The organism is Dyella psychrodurans (genome assembly GCF_003363265.1).
GTDB lineage: Bacteria > Pseudomonadota > Gammaproteobacteria > Xanthomonadales > Rhodanobacteraceae > Dyella_B > Dyella_B psychrodurans.
Genome location: NZ_QRBF01000003.1, coordinates 235223 through 252676, shown reverse-complemented (window position 1 = coordinate 252676; position 17454 = coordinate 235223). Strand labels below are relative to the sequence as shown.

At 61.9% G+C, this 17454-nt stretch carries 16 protein-coding genes; 5 read left to right on the top strand and 11 right to left on the bottom strand.

Annotated features, from left to right (window positions below; genetic code table 11):
* Nucleotides 1-49: 49 nt before the first annotated feature.
* Both DWU99_RS10280 and dmeF read right to left on the bottom strand, forming a co-directional pair.
* On the bottom strand, nt 50-625 hold the full coding sequence (locus tag DWU99_RS10280; protein ID WP_115477934.1) for a TetR/AcrR family transcriptional regulator: 576 nt from the start codon (nt 623-625) through the stop codon (nt 50-52).
* 98 nt (nt 626-723) lie between these two features.
* Complete coding sequence (gene dmeF / locus DWU99_RS10275; RefSeq protein ID WP_115477933.1) at nt 724-1647, bottom strand: CDF family Co(II)/Ni(II) efflux transporter DmeF; 924 nt, start codon at nt 1645-1647, stop codon at nt 724-726.
* Nucleotides 1648-1698: 51 nt separating this feature from the next.
* On the opposite strand from dmeF, the gene DWU99_RS10270 reads away from it, so the two are divergent.
* The gene (locus DWU99_RS10270) at nt 1699-1965 is read left to right on the top strand and encodes a metal/formaldehyde-sensitive transcriptional repressor (protein WP_115477932.1); all 267 of its coding nucleotides are present in this window, start codon (nt 1699-1701) and stop codon (nt 1963-1965) included.
* 607 nt (nt 1966-2572) lie between these two features.
* A complete protein-coding gene (locus DWU99_RS10265) occupies nt 2573-2944 on the top strand; it encodes a nuclear transport factor 2 family protein (protein WP_115477931.1) in 372 nt (123 codons plus the stop codon).
* Nucleotides 2945-3163: 219 nt separating this feature from the next.
* Here DWU99_RS10265 and rpoD read toward each other — a convergent pair whose 3' ends face one another.
* Together rpoD and dtd are read right to left on the bottom strand one after the other, a co-directional pair.
* On the bottom strand, nt 3164-5020 hold the full coding sequence (gene rpoD / locus DWU99_RS10260) for an RNA polymerase sigma factor RpoD (protein WP_115477930.1): 1857 nt from the start codon (nt 5018-5020) through the stop codon (nt 3164-3166).
* A gap of 165 nt (nt 5021-5185) precedes the next feature.
* Nucleotides 5186-5626 carry a D-aminoacyl-tRNA deacylase gene (gene dtd / locus DWU99_RS10255; RefSeq protein WP_115477929.1) on the bottom strand — a complete coding sequence of 147 codons (441 nt, stop codon included), beginning with the start codon at nt 5624-5626 and terminating at the stop codon, nt 5186-5188.
* A gap of 258 nt (nt 5627-5884) precedes the next feature.
* Between dtd and DWU99_RS10250 the strand changes: the two genes are divergently transcribed.
* Complete coding sequence (locus DWU99_RS10250; RefSeq protein ID WP_115478181.1) at nt 5885-6763, top strand: LpxL/LpxP family acyltransferase; 879 nt, start codon at nt 5885-5887, stop codon at nt 6761-6763.
* Between the two features lie 220 nt (nt 6764-6983).
* Here DWU99_RS10250 and DWU99_RS10245 read toward each other — a convergent pair whose 3' ends face one another.
* The 4 genes from DWU99_RS10245 to DWU99_RS10230 form a co-directional block, all read right to left on the bottom strand.
* Nucleotides 6984-7313, bottom strand: a complete 330-nt coding sequence (locus tag DWU99_RS10245; protein WP_115477928.1) for a tetratricopeptide repeat protein — start codon at nt 7311-7313, stop codon at nt 6984-6986.
* Nucleotides 7310-9037, bottom strand: coding sequence for an ArnT family glycosyltransferase (locus tag DWU99_RS10240; RefSeq protein WP_115477927.1), 1728 nt, complete (start codon nt 9035-9037; stop codon nt 7310-7312). The genes DWU99_RS10245 and DWU99_RS10240 overlap by 4 nt, the downstream gene beginning before the upstream one ends.
* Before the next feature lie 69 nt (nt 9038-9106).
* Nucleotides 9107-10147 carry a CDP-glycerol glycerophosphotransferase family protein gene (locus DWU99_RS10235; protein WP_115477926.1) on the bottom strand — a complete coding sequence of 347 codons (1041 nt, stop codon included), beginning with the start codon at nt 10145-10147 and terminating at the stop codon, nt 9107-9109.
* Entirely contained in the window at nt 10147-10965 is an 819-nt protein-coding gene (locus tag DWU99_RS10230) for a glycosyltransferase family 2 protein (RefSeq protein ID WP_115477925.1), read from the bottom strand. Before DWU99_RS10230 ends, DWU99_RS10235 begins: the two co-directional genes overlap by 1 nt.
* A 282-nt stretch (nt 10966-11247) precedes the next feature.
* Here DWU99_RS10230 and DWU99_RS10225 point away from each other — a divergent pair, with 282 nt between their 5' ends.
* Entirely contained in the window at nt 11248-12510 is a 1263-nt protein-coding gene (locus tag DWU99_RS10225) for an O-antigen ligase family protein (RefSeq protein ID WP_158543255.1), read from the top strand.
* Nucleotides 12507-13367 carry a glycosyltransferase family 2 protein gene (locus tag DWU99_RS10220; RefSeq protein WP_115477923.1) on the top strand — a complete coding sequence of 287 codons (861 nt, stop codon included), beginning with the start codon at nt 12507-12509 and terminating at the stop codon, nt 13365-13367. The genes DWU99_RS10225 and DWU99_RS10220 overlap by 4 nt, the downstream gene beginning before the upstream one ends.
* 252 nt (nt 13368-13619) lie before the next feature.
* Here DWU99_RS10220 and DWU99_RS10215 read toward each other — a convergent pair whose 3' ends face one another.
* From DWU99_RS10215 to DWU99_RS10205, 3 genes are read right to left on the bottom strand one after another with little or no spacing between them, the layout of a single operon-like run.
* Nucleotides 13620-14636 carry a glycosyltransferase family protein gene (locus DWU99_RS10215; RefSeq protein WP_115477922.1) on the bottom strand — a complete coding sequence of 339 codons (1017 nt, stop codon included), beginning with the start codon at nt 14634-14636 and terminating at the stop codon, nt 13620-13622.
* Nucleotides 14637-14646: 10 nt separating this feature from the next.
* Nucleotides 14647-15657, bottom strand: a complete 1011-nt coding sequence (locus DWU99_RS10210) for a glycosyltransferase (RefSeq protein ID WP_115477921.1) — start codon at nt 15655-15657, stop codon at nt 14647-14649.
* Nucleotides 15658-15663: 6 nt separating this feature from the next.
* Complete coding sequence (locus tag DWU99_RS10205; RefSeq protein ID WP_115478180.1) at nt 15664-17385, bottom strand: ArnT family glycosyltransferase; 1722 nt, start codon at nt 17383-17385, stop codon at nt 15664-15666.
* Nucleotides 17386-17454 lie beyond the last annotated feature (69 nt).

The window sequence follows — 17454 nt, the reverse complement described above, 5'->3', positions numbered from 1 at the left end:
GATCATCATATTTGTGCTCCAACAAAAGGCCGTTGAAGCGGAACCGGTCTCAGGCGGGGGCAAGATGATCCAATGCCGCTTCCAACAAGGCGTCGGAAAGCTTCGGGTCGTCGACTGCACGTGCCATCACCATCGTGCCCACCATCGTCGCGGCGGTCACCAAGGCCTGCTGGTGGGCGCCAGGTTGCCCCCAATCGGGCGACTGCCGAGCAATGACATCAATCATCTCTTTGATGCGACGCGTGGCAGCTTTCCGAACCTCGGGCGCCTGACGCGGCATTTCCGAGCCCAAAGCAGCAACTGGGCAACCCATCTCTGCGTTTTCTAGGTGTTCTTTCGACAAATAGGCGCGCACCATGCACTGCAGCGCTTCGTCCGGCGGCGCTGTAGCGGCGATGTGTGTTGATAGGGCGACGGCTTCGGCGCCGGCCCGATCAGCGGCTTCGGCCAGCATCGCCTCGCGTGAAAGGAAGTGGGCATAGAAGCCCCCGTGAGTGAGCCCGGCCTCCTTCATGATATCGGCGACGCTCGTGCCGTCATAACCGCTGCGCCGGATGGCGCGCGCGGCAGTTTCGACGATGCGCTCGTGCGTGGCTTCTTTGGATCTGGTGGTAACACGTCTCATATGATGATCATCATATTTGTTTGGCGGCAAAATGCAAGGGTTATGCGTACGGGCGGGAGAGGCGGATGTCTGCAACCCCAAGCGGACGTCTTCTTGCCTCAGGCTTGTGCAATCTCAACCGTTACATGAACGAGTTCTTCGTGGATGGCGAGGTGCGCTCGTATGTCTTCAGCCTGCAGCGGTTTATCTGAGACAAGAGAGAGGATGCATGCATAGCTTCCCCGACCAACACGCCACACATGCAAGTCCGAAATCTTTGCAGTCGGGATCTTCTCCGCGACGACGTCCCTGACCTCCTGCACAACCGGCGCGTCCATTTCAGCATCCAACAAGATTCGCCCTGACTCTCGCAGCAATCCGACCGCCCAGCGCGCGACGAGAATGGAGCCCACAATGCCCATAACGGGGTCCATCCACGCCGCGCCAAATAGTTTGCCGCTGAGAAGCGCCAAGACAGCCAGCACTGCCGTAGCGGCATCAGCGATGACATGGATGTAAGCCGAGTGAAGATTTACATCATGATGATGGTGATCGTGATGATGCCCGTGGTCGTGGCTATGACCGCTGTGCTCGCCGCGTAGAAGCCACGCGCAAAGCAGATTTACGGCAAGGCCCACGATGGCGATGACGATCGCGTCGTTGTAGTGAATGGGGCTTGGTGCAAAGAGGCGTTCAACGGATTGATACATCATGAGCGCTGCAACGACCGCTAACAGTAGAGCACTGCTGAAGGCGCCCAGGATTTCGATTTTCCAGGTACCAAACGTGAAGCGGTGGTCGTTGGCGTACTTTCTGGCAAGTACGAACGCCAACAGCGAAAGCCCCATCGCCAAGGCATGCGAACTCATGTGCCAGCCATCCGCCAACAGCGCCATCGAGTTCAACATGTAGCCGCCGACAATCTCGACGACCATCATGGTCGCGGTGATTAGAACAACGAGCCGGGTTCTCTTCTCGCCTTGGCTACTGTCTGCGTGGAACTGGTGATCGTGAGTGAATCGGGATGTGTCGATTTCTTGCACGGTGCTCGCTCCGCTCCATATACTGCCCCCCAGTATACGGGGATCGAACCCATGGCACACATAAAGCAAGATCAGAAAAAACTCGTAGCACGCGTGCGTAGGATCAGTGGGCAAGTCGCTTCGCTTGAGCGTGCGCTAACGCGGGACACCGAGTGCGGTGCCATTCTTCAGCAGTTGACCGCCGTGCGTGGTGCCATCAACGGGCTCATCCTGGAGGTCATGGAAGGGCACTTGAAGTCACATGTCGCCCACGACAATCCGGCGGATCAAGCTGAGCTCGCTCCGGTGCTTTCTGTGCTTCGAAGTTATTTGAAGTGAATGTCCGCGTTCGACCCCAAGCGGATATATGCGGCATTGAGCGATCACGCGGACACTTTATGCTTTAGTTAAACCAATAGTTGTCCGAAACGGACAACTTATGCTTTAACGAACAACAAATACTGCGCTCGGCTTAAGTGGTGGGCCCACCAGGATTCGAACCTGGAACCAAGGGATTCGCGTGTTCCGAAAGTTTCCTCTCGGCGCGGACTATCTCTTCACCCTCCGACGTGTCGGGTGGGGTGCGGGACGCTCGAGCCTGTTATGAAGGACGCTGAAGTCCTCAGGTAGTCTCTGCACCGTCCGGCGGTGTACCGCCGGCTTGGCTCAGGGTTGCCATCGATCCGCGCGAACGCGTCGCTAAGGTTTCCCTGAATTCATCCCGTTCCCGTTCGCGCATTACTGCGCGACGGCACCTTTCGATGAGTCCCCTGCTCTAACCGTTGAGCTATAGGCCCTATCTCATCGGGAATGATAACAGCATGACACCGGAACTGTGTCGCTCGGGGCAGGGCACTTCTTAAGGCGGGAAAGGCTTCGCGCTTCGGCATTCTTAACATGGCCGGGGCTACGATAATTTCCCTTTTTTGCATGTGGAGGTCTGGTCATGAGCACTGCAACGGTTGCCAATCGTCTGGTCTCTTTGTGCCGCGAGGGCAAGTTCGAAGAGGCGCAGCGCGAGCTTTATGCGAAGGATGCGATAAGCATTGAACCGCAGGAGATGTCCAATGGCCCGATGGGAAATGTGAAGGGGCTGAAGGCGATACTGGAGAAGGGCCAGCATTGGGCGGAAAGTGTCGAGGCGGTTCACAACAACGAGATCAGCGATCCGGTGGTGGCGGATGGCTGGTTCAGCGTCGCCATGCATGTGGACGCCACGATGAAAGGGCGCGGACGCGCGGATATGCGCGAGATCTGCGTTTATCACGTGAAGAACGACAAGATTGTGCAGGAGCAGTTTTTTTATGACGTGCATTGAGCGCGTCGAGAAGTTTCGTACTTTGGAATCGCGACTCACGTCTGTTGAAACAAGCTCCCTCCCTTACGTGCAGTAGGGAAGGGACGGGGTGGGTGTAGACCCTGAAGCTTGCGGCAAGCTCGTGCTACCCCTCCCCAGCCCTCCCCTGCAGGCAGGGGAGGGGGTAAAGAAAAAAGCCCCGCGTTTGCGGGGCTTTTTTGTGACTGCTAAGCGATGTGCTTAGTCGATATCGAGGAAGCTGCGCAGCTGTTCGGAGCGGCTCGGATGACGCAGCTTGCGCAGCGCCTTCGCTTCTATCTGGCGGATGCGCTCGCGCGTGACGTCGAACTGCTTGCCGACTTCTTCCAGCGTGTGGTCGGTGTTCATGTCGATGCCGAAGCGCATGCGCAGCACTTTGGCTTCGCGCGGCGTGAGGCCGGCGAGCACGTCGCGCACGGTTTCAACGAGACCCGTTTCCGTCGCCGAGTCGATCGGCGAGCTGGCGTTGGTGTCTTCGATGAAGTCGCCCAGATGCGAATCTTCGTCGTCGCCGATCGGGGTTTCCATCGAGATCGGTTCTTTGGCGATCTTCAGCACTTTGCGGATCTTGTCTTCCGGCATGTCCATTTCCTTGGACAGCTCTTCCGGCGTCGGCTCGCGACCGAACTGCTGCAGCATCTGGCGCGAGATGCGGTTGAGCTTGTTGATCGTCTCGATCATGTGCACCGGAATGCGGATGGTGCGCGCCTGGTCGGCGATCGAACGCGTGATGGCCTGGCGAATCCACCACGTGGCGTACGTGGAGAACTTGTAGCCGCGGCGGTATTCGAACTTGTCCACCGCCTTCATCAGGCCGATGTTGCCTTCCTGGATGAGGTCGAGGAACTGCAGGCCGCGGTTGGTGTACTTCTTGGCGATGGAGATCACCAGGCGCAGGTTGGCCTCCACCATTTCCTTCTTGGCGCGGCGAGCCTTCGCTTCGCCTACCGACATGCTGCGGTTGATTTCCTTGATGTCGGTCAGCGGCAGGAACAGTTTCTTTTCGATGGCCTGCAGTTTTTCCTGCTCGCCGTCGATCTGCTCGCGGTAGTTCTTGATGTTCGGCGACCACTTCTGGCGCTTGCGGCCCAGCTCGTTCGCCCACTCGAGGTTGCCCTCGTTGCTGGGGAAGGTCTTGAGGAACTCGGCCTTGGGCATCTTCACGTGCTTGACGAAGATCTCCATCAACACGCGTTCGTGGTGGCGGATGTCGTTCACGACATCGCGCAGCTTGCGCACGAAGCTGTCGATCAGCGCGGACGGCAGCTTGAGCTTGAGGAATTCCTCGGCCATCTGGTCGCGCAGCTTGGTGACTTTCTTGTCGCTGATGTCGGTCGCCTTGGGGGCGGCCTTCTGGAACTTGCCGTAGTAGTCGCGCAGCAGTTCCATGCGGCGCTTCACTTCTTCCGGATCGGGACCGCTGGGGCCGGCTTCTTCGTCGTCGCCGGAGGCTTCGACGTCTTCTTCTTCGTCTTCAACGTCGGCATCGGCGTCGGCCAGTTCGGCTTCGGCCAGCGCGGCGTCGGCGGCCTGCTCGAGGTCGGCGAAGCCGGCCAGGATTTCGCTGAGGCGGCGCTTGCCGTCCAGATGCTGGTCGTATTCTTCCAGCAGCAGTTCGATGGTCAGCGGGAAGCTGGCCAGGGCTGTCTGAACCTGGGTCAGGCCTTCTTCGATGCGCTTGGCGATGGCGATTTCGCCTTCGCGGGTCAGCAGCTCCACCGTGCCCATTTCGCGCATGTACATGCGTACCGGGTCGGTGGTGCGGCCCACTTCGGCGTCCACGGCGGAGAGCAGCGCGACGGCTTCCTCGGCGGCGGTTTCGTCGTCGGTGGCCGAGCCCGGCGCGTTGTCGGCGAGCGGGTCGGAATCGGGGGCGGCATCGTGTACGTCGATGCCTACACCCTTGAGCACCGCCATGATGTCTTCGATCTGCTCCGGATCGACGATGTCGTCGGGGAGGTGATCGTTGATCTCGGCGTAAGTCAGATAGCCCTGCTCCAGACCCTTGGAGATGAGCGCCTTGATTTCTGACTGTTGCTCGTGGGCTTTGTTATTCATACCGACCGCCGCGGGAGTGGAACTGACCAGTATAGCGATATGCTGCTTTTTTGACCAGTTTCAAGTTGAAAAATTCAGTAACTCGCACACGCAAAAATCGCGCCAGAACACGATCTTCGGCGCTTTTTTCGTCATGTCCGAGCGATTCGTTTGCATGCCGTTCGGCTAACGCACGTCGAGCCAGAACGTTACGGGACCATCGTTCACCAGGTGTACCTGCATATGGGCGCCGAAGCGTCCGATTTCCACTGCCGGGTGCGCTGATTTTGCGAGTTCCACCAGTCGCTCGAACCAGCGGCGTCCATGTTCCGGTGCGGCGGCGCTGGTGAAGCTGGGGCGCATGCCGGAGCGGGTGTCGGCGGCCAGCGTGAACTGGCTGACCAGCAGCAGGCCGCCGCCGGTGTCCGACAGGGAACGGTTCATCTTGCCGGCCTCGTCCGAGAACACGCGATAGCCGAGCAGGCGTTCCAGCATCCGCCTGGCCTGGGCCTCGCCATCCTCCGGCTGGACCGCGACCAGGGCCAGCAGGCCCGGGCCGATGGCACCCACGGTTTCGTTGTCGACATCGACGCGCGCGGAAAGGACGCGCTGGATGAGTGCGATCATGGATGGCGGGCTGGAAGAAGGACGAGTACGGCAACTTTGCAGGGGAACGGCTGGGCGGTAAAGGGGCGAGGCGTCGGTGGCGGGAGCGCATGTTCCGATGGCGTAGGAAGGCTGCGGCCGACAGGCGTGTCTTGGTATTCAGCGGCAGCGGCGGCCAAAGCTTGAGTGCATGCCCGCGTCGCAGTGGCTTACCCCTCGCTCCCGATGCTTCGTGCCTTTACCCTTACGCGTCCGCTTCGCGACGTTACCCCTTCACTCATGCGCCCTGACATCTATCTCGTCTACCTGCTGCTGCGATTGCTCGGCTTGCTGCCTCTGCGTTGGCTGCAGGCGATCGGCGTGGGTTTCGGACAGCTGGCGCTGCGGCGCGGTGGGCGCATGGCGCGCTACACCGACGTCAATCTGAACATCGTGCGGCCGGACCTCGACGACAAGGCACGCGCCGCGCTGTTGCGCGAGGTGATGGGCGAGGCCGGCAAGTCGATCACCGAGATCGTGAAGATCTGGGGCGCCGGTGCCGAACGGGCGCTCGGCCTGGTGCGCGAGGTGCGTGGCGAAGCGCTGTTCGATGCGGCGCTGGCCTCCGGCAAGGGCGTGATCATCGCGGCGCCGCATCTGGGCTGCTGGGAGTTGCTCAACTACTGGCTATGCCGCAAGACGCCCATGGCGATTCTCTACCGGCCGCCACGCATCGCGGCGGTGGAAGCCTTGTTGCGCAAGGTGCGCGGTGCGCTGGCGCCGGAGCAGGTGCGCGCCGAAGGCGCGGGCGTGCGTGCGCTGTACAAGCGCCTGGCAGCGGGCGGCACGGTGGGCATTTTGCCGGACCAGAAGCCGCGTGCGGGCGAGGGCGAATTTGCGCCATTCTTCGGTCGCGAGGCGATGACGATGGTGCTGTTGCCGCGGCTTGCGGCGCGCACGGGGTCCACGGTGTTGTTTGCGTTTGCGGAGCGCTTGCCGCGTGGCGAGGGCTATCGCATCCATTTCCTGCCGATGCCGGACGAATTGGCCGATGCGGATTTGCCGCGCGCCTGTGCGGCGCTCAATCGTGGTGTTGAGAGCTGCGTGAATATCGCGTTTGCGCAGTATCAGTGGCACTACAAGCGGTATTCGGCGGATAACCGGCCGAGTCCGTATTGAGAACCCGGGGCGACCTCAAGGAGTGTCGTCACACCTCACTGTCATTCCGGCGCAGGCCGGAATCCAGTTTCAATAAATCGTGCGAAGTACTCGAAATCGATCTCGTGTCCTTCGGACGCGTGTTGACACTGGATTCCGGCCTGCGCCGGAATGACGGTGAGGAAAAAATTCCGCGTTATCTGGTGTGTGGAGATTTAAACTCGCAAGCGAGCAATGCGAATTAGCTTGGGTCTTTCTGCTCAATCCTACGCAAAAACACCGCCATCTCTTTTTCCGCCTGCTTGTCGCCGCGCTGTCGCGCAACGTCGATGCCCTGCCGCCACGCTTCCGCTGCGCCGGTTGCGTCACCGCTCCCGAGGCAGGCTTTTCCAAGCAGTTTCCACGCAGCGGAGTACGTGGCATCGAATGAAACGGCGCGACGAAATTCGTCGACGGCCGCCGCATGATCGCCTTGCTCCAGCAGCGCATTCCCTAGAGAAAAACGCAACAGCGCACCATCGCGCGGGCCGCCGCATTGCGCGCGCAAGCCGGCGATCAGTGCTGCGTTCATGGCTGCGCGCCGTACTGCACTTTGGCACCGGGAAATATCTGCGGTGGCTGCGCGGGCTCCATGGGTGTACGGCCCGCGCGCAGGTCTGCCAAGGTCGGTGCCGACCACACCACGACCCACGCGGAACGGAACGGTTGCGCCATCAACGCATAGCGCTGGGCGGCAGCATCGAGCGTGTCCGGATGGGTGATGATCAACCCATCGGGATGGCTGCGGGCGAAGTCCTGCAGTGCCTTGCCGTCGTGCAGTTCGATGATCGCTTCACTCAGTCTTCCCGCGAAGTGGTACTGACCTTCGTAGCTGCCATCGATGCCGATCGCGCGTTTGCCGGATTGGGCGGAGGCGATGAGCGCCGTCGTCGGGCTCAAGTCGTACTTGTGCCACAGCGTCAGCGTGAACAAGGTGTTGAGCGCCAGCACGCCCAGCAAACCCGCCACGGCAACGCGACGCATTTCACCGCGTCCGCGCAACAGGAGCAGGCAGCCCAGCAGCAGGAATGCGACGCTGAACGTGCGGCTGTAAGGCGCGGCACCTTCGAACCATTCGCCGTGAAGGTAGTGGTGTGCCACCAGATTCGGCATGGCGAACAGGCAGATGGCAAACAAAATGCCGCCCATACCCAATGGCCAGCTACCGAGCCAGTAGTTTTCAGCGAGGGGTACGCGGCGCTCGCGCATCACCGCCATCGCGCCGGCCAACAGCAACATGCCGCCGCCATACTCAGGCAATAGGTAATAGAGCTGTTTGCCGCTGATCACCGAGAACAGGACAAACACCGGCACCAGCCAGCAGAGGGCGAAACGCAACCCCGTATCGAACGGTTTGCGCAGCGTACCCAGTGCCACCCATGCGCGCGGCCAGCCGCTGAAGGGAAACGCCAGCACCAGCAAGTACGGCACGTACCACCAGAATGGGTGTGCGTGATTTTGCAGTGGTTCATCGTGTTGCACCCCGTCCACCACGCGCGCAGCCGTCTGCGTGAAGAACAGACGATGCCGGTAGGCGTCGCCACCGCTGAAACCAGCCGGGATGGCCCATGCCAGCAAGATCGCCAGACCCAGCAACACCGCAAGCACGCCGCGACCGTACCAGCGCGTGCGATGCTCGCGCGCCCAATCGTTCCAGAAGGGGCCGAGCAACCACGGAAAAGCGATGTGCAGCAGCATCACCGGCCCCTTGGTCAGCAAGCCCGCGCCGATCAACAGGCCGAACAGAAGCCAGCGTGGCTCGGCGCGATTCGCTTTCGGTGTGAGGCACAACAGCGCACCCAGTACGCAGTCGGCCAGCAGCACTTCGTACATGATCTGCAGGCCGAACAGGAATGCGTACGACAAGGCCAGCAACATCCAAGGCGCCGCCTTCGCGACCCATGGGCGCATCGGGAACAGTCGCCGTGCAAGTACCGACAGCAGCACCAACTGCACGCCGCCGAAGATCACTTCCAGTACGCGCGGCCAGATGTCGCTGACGCCGAACACATACCAGCCCGCGTGAATCAGCCAGTAGAGCAGCGGCACCTTTTCGCTATAGGGTTCGCCGTTGATGTAGGGCACCAGGAAGTGGTGCTCGCGCCACATCTCCCAGGCAACGGCGAGGGTTCGGGTGGAATAAAGCGGCATGGGCCCGTGCGAGAAGATCGCGAGCAGGGCGACCACGGTCCACAAAGGAAGCCAGGGCCAAAGGCTGCGTAGATATTCGGATCGGCGAAGGCTGTTGGTCGACACGAGTTGTCAGGCCGTCCGTGATGAGGTGATCGTGATTTTAGCGAAGTACAAGGCTGAACCGGCTGTTACCTAAGCCGGTCCCCAATAACCGATGCGGCGCCGCAATTTGAACTTGCGCCAGAAATTCAACGGCTTGGACTTGCGATTGCGGCCGCCGGCCGCGATGAAGGCGTCGATGGCATCCAGCACGCGCTCGCTGGAATGACCGTCGCGATAGGGGTGGATCGCATCGCGGAATGCCTTGATGGCCTGCATCAGCTCGGGCGGGCGCGACAGCGCGCGCTTGATCGCGGGCTCGAATTGAGCGGGATCGTCGATGTCGATCAGCTGGGGGCCCGGCGCGCGGTTCTTGAACGTGACCACAGGCTTGCCGGTGAGCAGAAATTCGCTCAACGCGGAGGAGGTGTCCGAGCACATCATGTCGACCTGCGGGAACAGGTCGAGAATGTTGTCGTTCTCGGCGAACGTCAGGTATTCGTTTTGCAGCGCCTTGAATTTCGCCCTCGTCCCGGGCTCCATTTTGGGATGAAACGACACGATCCAGCGCCAGCGCCCGTCGCGTGAAAGGCGCTTCACTTCATCGTAGAGAATTTCCGCCGCGCTCCACGAGGGCGAGAACGTGGAGTGATAAAGGATCACCGGCGGCGTGCGCACGGGCGGCAAGGGTCCGGCGATCTCCTTCATGAAAGGATCGAGCTTGGGCCAACCGGTTTCCGTCACGGTGAAGTGACCGAGCTTTTGCGCCAGCGCGCCGAACTGCGCGGTATCGCGCGGCCCGGTGGTGCAATACAGGTCGAAGAAGCCGCGGATGTACACATGACGCGGCTTGCCGGCGTTGAAGCCGTGGAACGTTTCCACTTTCACGCCAGGAAAGAAATGCGGCAGGTGATTGCTGGATGTGACCACGGCGATCGGATTCCAGCGGCGTACTTCTTCCACCGTGAGCAGGCGTTCGCCTTCCACCAGATCCTCCGCGCCGGGGCCGTCGAAAAACCACGCCGCTTCGTCGCCACGCGCGCGAATGGCGGCCTGCAGCGGACGCAGGATGGCCAGCGCGTAGCGTTCGGAACCGTAGAGCAGGTAATGCTTTTTAAGGGCAGGCTTGGACATCAGTGGTCAAGTCCGCTGCGAGTCAAGGCGGCCGTCGCGGTATCGCGGGAAGCGGGATTTTGCCGCATTTCGTAGTAACGCATGCGTTTATATGCAGCGTAGCTGGCGGCCGTCTGCGAGATCGCGTAGCCGCGCCAGCCGTCGAGAAAACCGAGGCGCAGCACATAATCCTTGATGAAGGCCAGCGCGAACACGAAGGGGGTTTGCCACATGCGTGCCGGCTTGTTCTTGTCGAGCCAGTCGCGGCACTTCAGCTCGGCGTACAGCAGTATCTTGAGCTGTTTTTCCACCAGGCTCGGATTGTTGTCGTGCAGGAAGGGCGCCTTCATCGTGACCGGGAAGCCCTTGAACTGCAGCGATTCGTGCACGCGCGCATCGCTCCAGCGCGCGCGGTCGCGATGGTAGAAGCGGGCCATCTTCTCGCCGACGGCAGGGCGATACCAGCGCATCGGCCTGCCCATGTAGATCAGGTGCCGACGCAGGACCGCCGCGGCGCCGTCGCTTTCCATCAGCGCGGGAAGCCGCTGCTGCAGTTCGTCGATCAGTGCGGGCGTGAGGTATTCGTCCGCGTCCAGCATGAGAATCCAGGGATGGCTGCACTGCGCGGCGGCGAAGTTGCGTTGCGGGCCGAAACCCAGCCAGTCCTGATGCAAGACGCGCGCACCATGGGCCCTGGCGATGGCCGCGGTGTTGTCGGTGCTGCCACTGTCCACGACCAGTTTTTCGGCGGCAAACGGCACGCTATCGAGGCAGCGTGCGATTTTTTGCGCCTCATTGCGGGTCATCACGACAAGCGTGAGCGGGAGAAGGTGAGCCATGCGCGCATTCTAGCGGAAGGCTGCGAGGTCTTTGGATTGGCCACCGGGTCACACGCCCGTAACACGGATCGAACGGTCTGCCCGGACAAGCGCACTGCTGGCAAACTCCGGTGCCGTGACGCAGGTACGTGTATGCCTTTTACCAGTCCATTGCGTTTCAGCTTACTTGGGGCAACATGCTCGGCATTAGAGCCGGTCATTGGATGCCGCAGGGAATAAGGGGCGCCTGCTCGTGAGGCGCGATGGATGCAGCGCGATGAAACCCGGGAAGTACGTTCCAGCATGCAGTTAGAAGAATCCAAGATGTCGGTGATGCGTGGACAGCGATTCCATCTGCAGACCGATTTGCCTCGATGGGTCGGCGGCTGGCTGCTGCTGGGTATGTGGTGGCTGCTGGTCGGCCTGGCGGCGAGCCCGGTGGGCAGCAAGGTGTGGAATCCGGGCAAGCCGTATCACGACAGCCTTATCGTGCTGTTCATGGCGCCGGCGTTGTGGTGGGTGTGGAAGCGCCGTGGCGAATTCGGCCGTCGGCTCATCAGCGGTGTCGACGGACGCTTGCTGCTGGTATTCCTGGCGTGGGCTGGCCTGTCGGCGACCTGGTCCAACTACGGTCACGCCGGGGACATGGTTTTCAACGCTGTGTACATCCTCCTGTTCGTCGTCGTCTGGGCTGCGGTGGTGGCCGGCAATCCGCAATGGTTCCGCGAGTTGCTTTTCTGGGCGGCGATCGGGCTTGCCTTGGTGGCATTGGGCGCGGTCACGATCTTCCCCTCGCGTGTGCTGCATACCCTGAGTTGGCAGGAAGAAGGCCGTGTGGTCGCGTTCGGCGCGCTGGACAATCCCAACCTCGCGGCGTTTGCGTATGGCGCGGCGATAGTCTGGCTGGCGCAGAGCGCGGTGCGTGAACGCTGGAAACATGTGGTGCAAATACTGTCGCTGATCGTGATGGCGGTGTTTGTCGTCTTGACCTATTGCCGTTCGGCGTGGCTGGCGATTCTGGTGGCGCAAGCTTGCATGCTGATCGCTACGCGGCACGGACACGTCAAGCTGCGCGCTTTCGCCATCCTGGTGGTATCGGTGGCGGCCGTGGCATTCGGTGGCTGGCGATATGTCGAGGAACGCGGCATGTCCTACCGGCCGCAGATATTCGAGCAGGCCAAGGCCTGGATCCGCGCACATCCCTGGCGTGGGCTTGGCGAAGGCAGCCATTACACGATCCAGGTCGCCGACCAGACCTGGACGCACAGCCACAATGTCTTCACGCACACCGCGATAATGGTAGGTATCCCGGGCATGCTCGTATGGGTGGCGCTGTGGATCGTCGTCGGCTGGCGCGGCTGGCTTTTCAGGCACCTCACCACGGGACGTTGCTTGCTGGCATTGTGGGTATTCGCCACGGTCGCGTTTCAGTTCGATGCGCCGGAGCTGATGCAAAAACCGAGCGTGGAGTGGTTCCTGGGTTGGCTGCCCGTCGCGATGAGCATGGGTTTGTCATGGAGCATTCGCGACAGTCAGCGAGATCGTGGAACGGAGGTTCGCGCATGAGCGATGCGATCAAGCCACAAAAAGTGTCGTTGATCGTCATCACGTATAACTGGCCGGCTGCGCTGGACAAGGTGTTGCACAGCGTTGCCGTGCAGCAACGGCTGCCCGATGAAGTGATCATCGCCGACGACGGCTCCACCGACGATACGCGCCAATTGGTCAAGTCGATGGCGGCCGTTTTTCCGGTGCCTGTGCGCCATATCTGGCAGGAAGATCTCGGATTCCGCGCGGCGCGCTGTCGCAATCTCGGCATCGCTGCGAGTCGCGGCGACTACATCGTGCTGATCGACGGCGACATGATCCTGCATCCGTCCTTCATCGCCGATCACCTGATGCTCGCCGAACCGGGCTGTTTTCTCCAGGGCGGTCGCTTCAAGACCCGTGCGCGCGAAACGGCGCGATTGCTGGCGGGCGGCCGTCCGGTTTTTGCGCCGTGGGCGGATGCCGATTTTCGTGTCTTCGACGGTATCAAGCGGCTTTATTCGTTCCGTGCACCGGCGCTGGCGCGCTGGAAAGCGCGCGGCAAAAACGGCGGTCGCGTGATGAGCTGCAACACGAGCTTCTGGCGCAGCGACCTGATCCGCGTCAACGGTTTCGATGAGCGCATGGAAGGCTACGGTGCGGAAGATCGCGAACTGGCCGCACGCCTCGAGAATGCCGGCTTGCGTCGACGCCAGCTAAAGTGGTGCGCGCTGGCGGCGCATCTGGAACACGCAACGCGCGCGCAGATCGATGTGAACGACATGAGCCTGCCTAACAATCGGCTCTACCGCGCGACGATTACCGAGCGCATCACGCGCTGCGAAAAGGGCATCGATCAGCATGTGAACGATCCGGCGCTTAGAGCCTGTTCATGATCTCCGCGTAGCCCGCGTTGTGTCGGAGTGGCCGTCAGGTGGTAGTGTGTGGCGCAGCGCCAGACTGGCTGTCTGGTCAAGCCGCGCGCTGCCGCATGGCGGCCACTCCGACACAACCCGAAGGGCCGGGTCTGTTTGCCCGCCATCCTGCGTCCTCGCTCGGTTACGTATCGACATACGCGCCCTCGCTCCTCCTTGGCTTGCGGGCAAACAGCTCCCGGCGCGGGCTACGCGGAGATCATGAACAGGCTCTTACAGCCTGATCTCGGCCAGCGCGTCGCCGACGCGTTTGGCGAAGGCATCGTGATTTTGGATGAACCACTGGCGCGCACGTTCGCCGGTGGTGCGCAGTGCTTCGTCGCTCATCGTCAGCGCTTTGGCGACGGCCTGTTCCATGGCGGTTTCGTCGAAGAAGTACGTGGTCGCATGACCCATCGTGCCCGTACTCGCGTAACCGACCAGCAAGCCGCGATCGGTGTTGACGAATTCATTCATCGGTACCGCATCCGTCGTGATGACGACGGCGCCGACACCCATGGCTTCGACGATGTAGTGACCCCATCCTTCCGCCTCGGAGAGGCAGACGTGGAAGGCATGCGCGTTTTGCAGCTCGCGCAGTGATTCTGCGGTGACGTATTCGACGCAGTGACGGATGTTTGCCTGCGGAGTTCCCGGTTTGGCGCAAGCGGGATTCTGCAGCACCGTGAGCTGCGGCCATTCCGGATGCCTGCGCCAGAGATCAAGCAGTCGTTCGGTGCCTTTGATGCGGCTGCCGCCGGCGAGGTGGAAGAAGCGCCGCGTGCGCGGAATGCGAGGGTCGTAATGGTCGTCGCTGTCGAACCCCACATAGGACGTCTTGCAGCCAAGGCGCTGAAAAAGCGCTTGTGCGTGACCGGTTTTCGCCCAGACATGGTCGATGCGCCGAAGGTGCGCGGCATCCTTGGTGTCGAACCATTCCGGATTCGGCAGCGCGATGTTGTGGCGCGCCAGCGGCAGGTGCAGCGGCCACACGTGCTCGAACATGATGTTGAGATCGTAGATCGCACGATGGCGCATGCGTGCCCATGCGTGACGCGCATGACTGTAGAACACGCGACGGCCGCGGCCGTAACGCCAGCGGTTCTGTTCGTCCTGTTCGCCCAGCGACGTGACGTGCACGTGGCAACCGTTTGCCTTCAGCGCGTCGGCGAGAAGCTGCGCGTCGCGCGTCAGGCCCAGGCCGTTGTCGCGCACCACCAAGTTGACGTTGAAGGGCTTGTGCGTGTTCACGGCGCCGGTCTCAGGTTTCGGGTGCCGGGGGTGTTGCGGCGGCGATGGCTTCCAGGAATTGCTGTCGGAACGCGCGGTCGTTGGCCTCGTACCATTCGCGCGCGGCTTTGCCCAGCGATGCCTGTTCGTCCTGCGTCATGGCGATGCAGCGTTCGACGGTATCGCGCATGGCATCGAGGTCGAAGTCGTACAGCGTGGCCAGTTCCTGTGTGCCGGCCTGGTGCGCACCGACCACAACACCGCGTTCGGTCGTGACCAGTTCGTTCATCGGTTCGGCGTCGGTGGTGATGGTGACGCAGCCCGTGCTCAGGCTCTCGATCAGCGAATGACCGAAACCTTCGGTTTGCGACGGGCAGAGATGGAACGTGTGGGCGTTGTGCAAGCGGCGCAGTTCGGCTTCGGGCAGATAGTCGCGAATCAGTTGCACATTGGCGGGAATCGGCGGCAACTCCAGATGCTTGCGCCGCCACACGATGGTCAGCTGCGGCCACTCGGGATGCTGCGCCCACAGCTCCAGCAGCGGCAGCGTGCCCTTGTTGCCGCTGCGTCCCGGGCCATGGAAGAACGTGGGCGCTCGCGTCACGTTGGCGTCCAGATAATCCGAGCCGGTGAAGCCGACGAACATGGTGCGGCAGCCGAGTTCGCTGAAGATGCGCTCGGCATGGCGCGTCTTGGCGAAGATCAGGTCGATGTGCGGCAATTCACGCAGCCATTCTTCGCGGAACCATTCCGGATTCGGCACCAGGATGTTCACGTGTGCCTGATCGAAGGATTCCGGACGCACGTGTTCGAGCATGATGTTGATGTCGTAACGCGCATTGAGCTTGCCGCTGAACCACCCGCGAAACAGCCTTCGCAGGCGCGCGTAGAGACGGCGCAGGCGATTGCTCAGGCGGCTGCGGTGGCCGAGCCCGGTGATCGTGACGTCGTGGCCGCCTTCGCGGAGCAGGCCCGCGAGCAGATGCATATCCCGGGTGAGTCCGGCGCCGTTGTCGCGTGCGATGAGGTTGATATTGGCCATGATCGATTATTCGCCGGGGTCATCCGCATCGGAGTGTTCCGACGGCACGCAGCCGGGCACGACCGCATCGGCCTTGAACAGCCACCAGTTGCGACGATTGGCATGACCGATGTTGATCGCCTTGTCGCGCTGGACGCAATCGCCCATGGCGGGATCCTGCGCAAACAGCCAGCGCGTGGCGGGCGCAGCAGCCTGCCATGCCGCGGCGCGCGTGAACTGCAACGTCGTCGGCGCGGTAAAGCCGAAATCGGTGGAAGGATGGTCGAGCATCAGCTTGTTCTGTTCTTTCCAGTCGACCAGGCCGATTTCATCCTGTGGCCCCAGATGTGTACGTACCGCGTTCATCAGACCGACCGAGGAACTGCTGTCGTTGAGCAGCGCATAGGCCCATGTGCCCCACATCATCCACAACGCCAGCATGCCGCCCGCGACCGCCCAGTGCGCGCGGCGCAACCGGAAGATGGCGAGCAATATCCATTGCGCGGCGCCGATGACGATGCACATCCACCACAGGCTGTTTTCCGGCCCTTCGAAGCCGCGATCGAAAGCGAGCTTGGTGGCGAAGGCGGGATGTGCGATCAATGCGTAAACGCCCAGCGCCAGCATGCCGGTGCCTATCAGCGCGGCGAACAACGCGCAGAGCGCGCGCAACCAACGTGTCGCGAGCAGTTCGTCCAGATACGGCGCGGTGATCAAGGCCAGCATCGGCAGGATCGGCAGGATGTACACGTCGCGCTTGCCGGCCGAGGCGCTGAAGAACAGCAGCACCAGCACGATCCAGCCCAGCGGTACCAGGATGCGCGCATCCTTCGCTTTCAACGCGCGCCACCAGCGCGGCAGCGTGCCGGGATAGGTGAGCGAGAGCGGCAGCCAGTTGTAGAGCATGATCGGCAGGTAATAGAACGCCGAATGGATGTGATGCCAGGCGTGGGCGTAGCGGCCCGCGGTCTGATGGAACAGGATGTTGTTCACATACGCCGTGTAGCGCGGATCGTCGGCGTGCGCATGCGCGGCAAGCAGCATCGGCACCAGCCACACGCCGATGGCGGCCAGCGTCGCCGCCAAACCGAGCAGCCAGCGCCACCAGGCGTTGCTGCCCATCGTCGCCACGCCGTTCCATTTGCGCAGACTGGCCCACACGTATGGGAGCAGCATGAACAGGGCGAGAAATCCCACGCCCTTGGTGATCACGCCGAGGCCGGCGCAGAAGCAGCCGAACCAGTAAGCGCGCCAGTTCGGACCGCACAGGGTGTGCCGCAGCAAACCCCAGTTGGCCGCGGTGATGAAGAAGACCACCAGCGGGTCGATCTGCGCGCGCTTGGCCTGAAATATGAACTGCACGCACATCAACACGCCCATCGCCGCGTACATGCCCACCTTGCGCGTCCACAGCCGCCGGCCCAGGTCGTAGACCAGCCATAGCGTGCCCAGCGCGGACAGCAGCGACGGCAGCATGAAGGCGATGCGCCAGCTGCGCACGATTTCGAAGCTCGCGGCTTCCAGCCACATCAGCATCGGCGGTTTGTCGGCATACAGCTCGACGCCGCGATGCGGGAAGAGCCAATCGCCGCTTTCCACCATCTGCTTGGCGGCCAGCGTGAAGCGCGGTTCGTCGGAAGGCCAGGGATCGCGCAGCCCGATGCCGATGCCGAGCATCAGCAGGGCGAACGCGGCCAGCAGCCAGAATAGGCGGCGTTCCTGCGGTGTGGCGTTGGCGGAAGTTGGCATCAAAGGCATCCGACTACGTTCTCCTCCACCTGCTTACGGAGGAGGTTGGAGGGGGTGGTCCGCATTTGC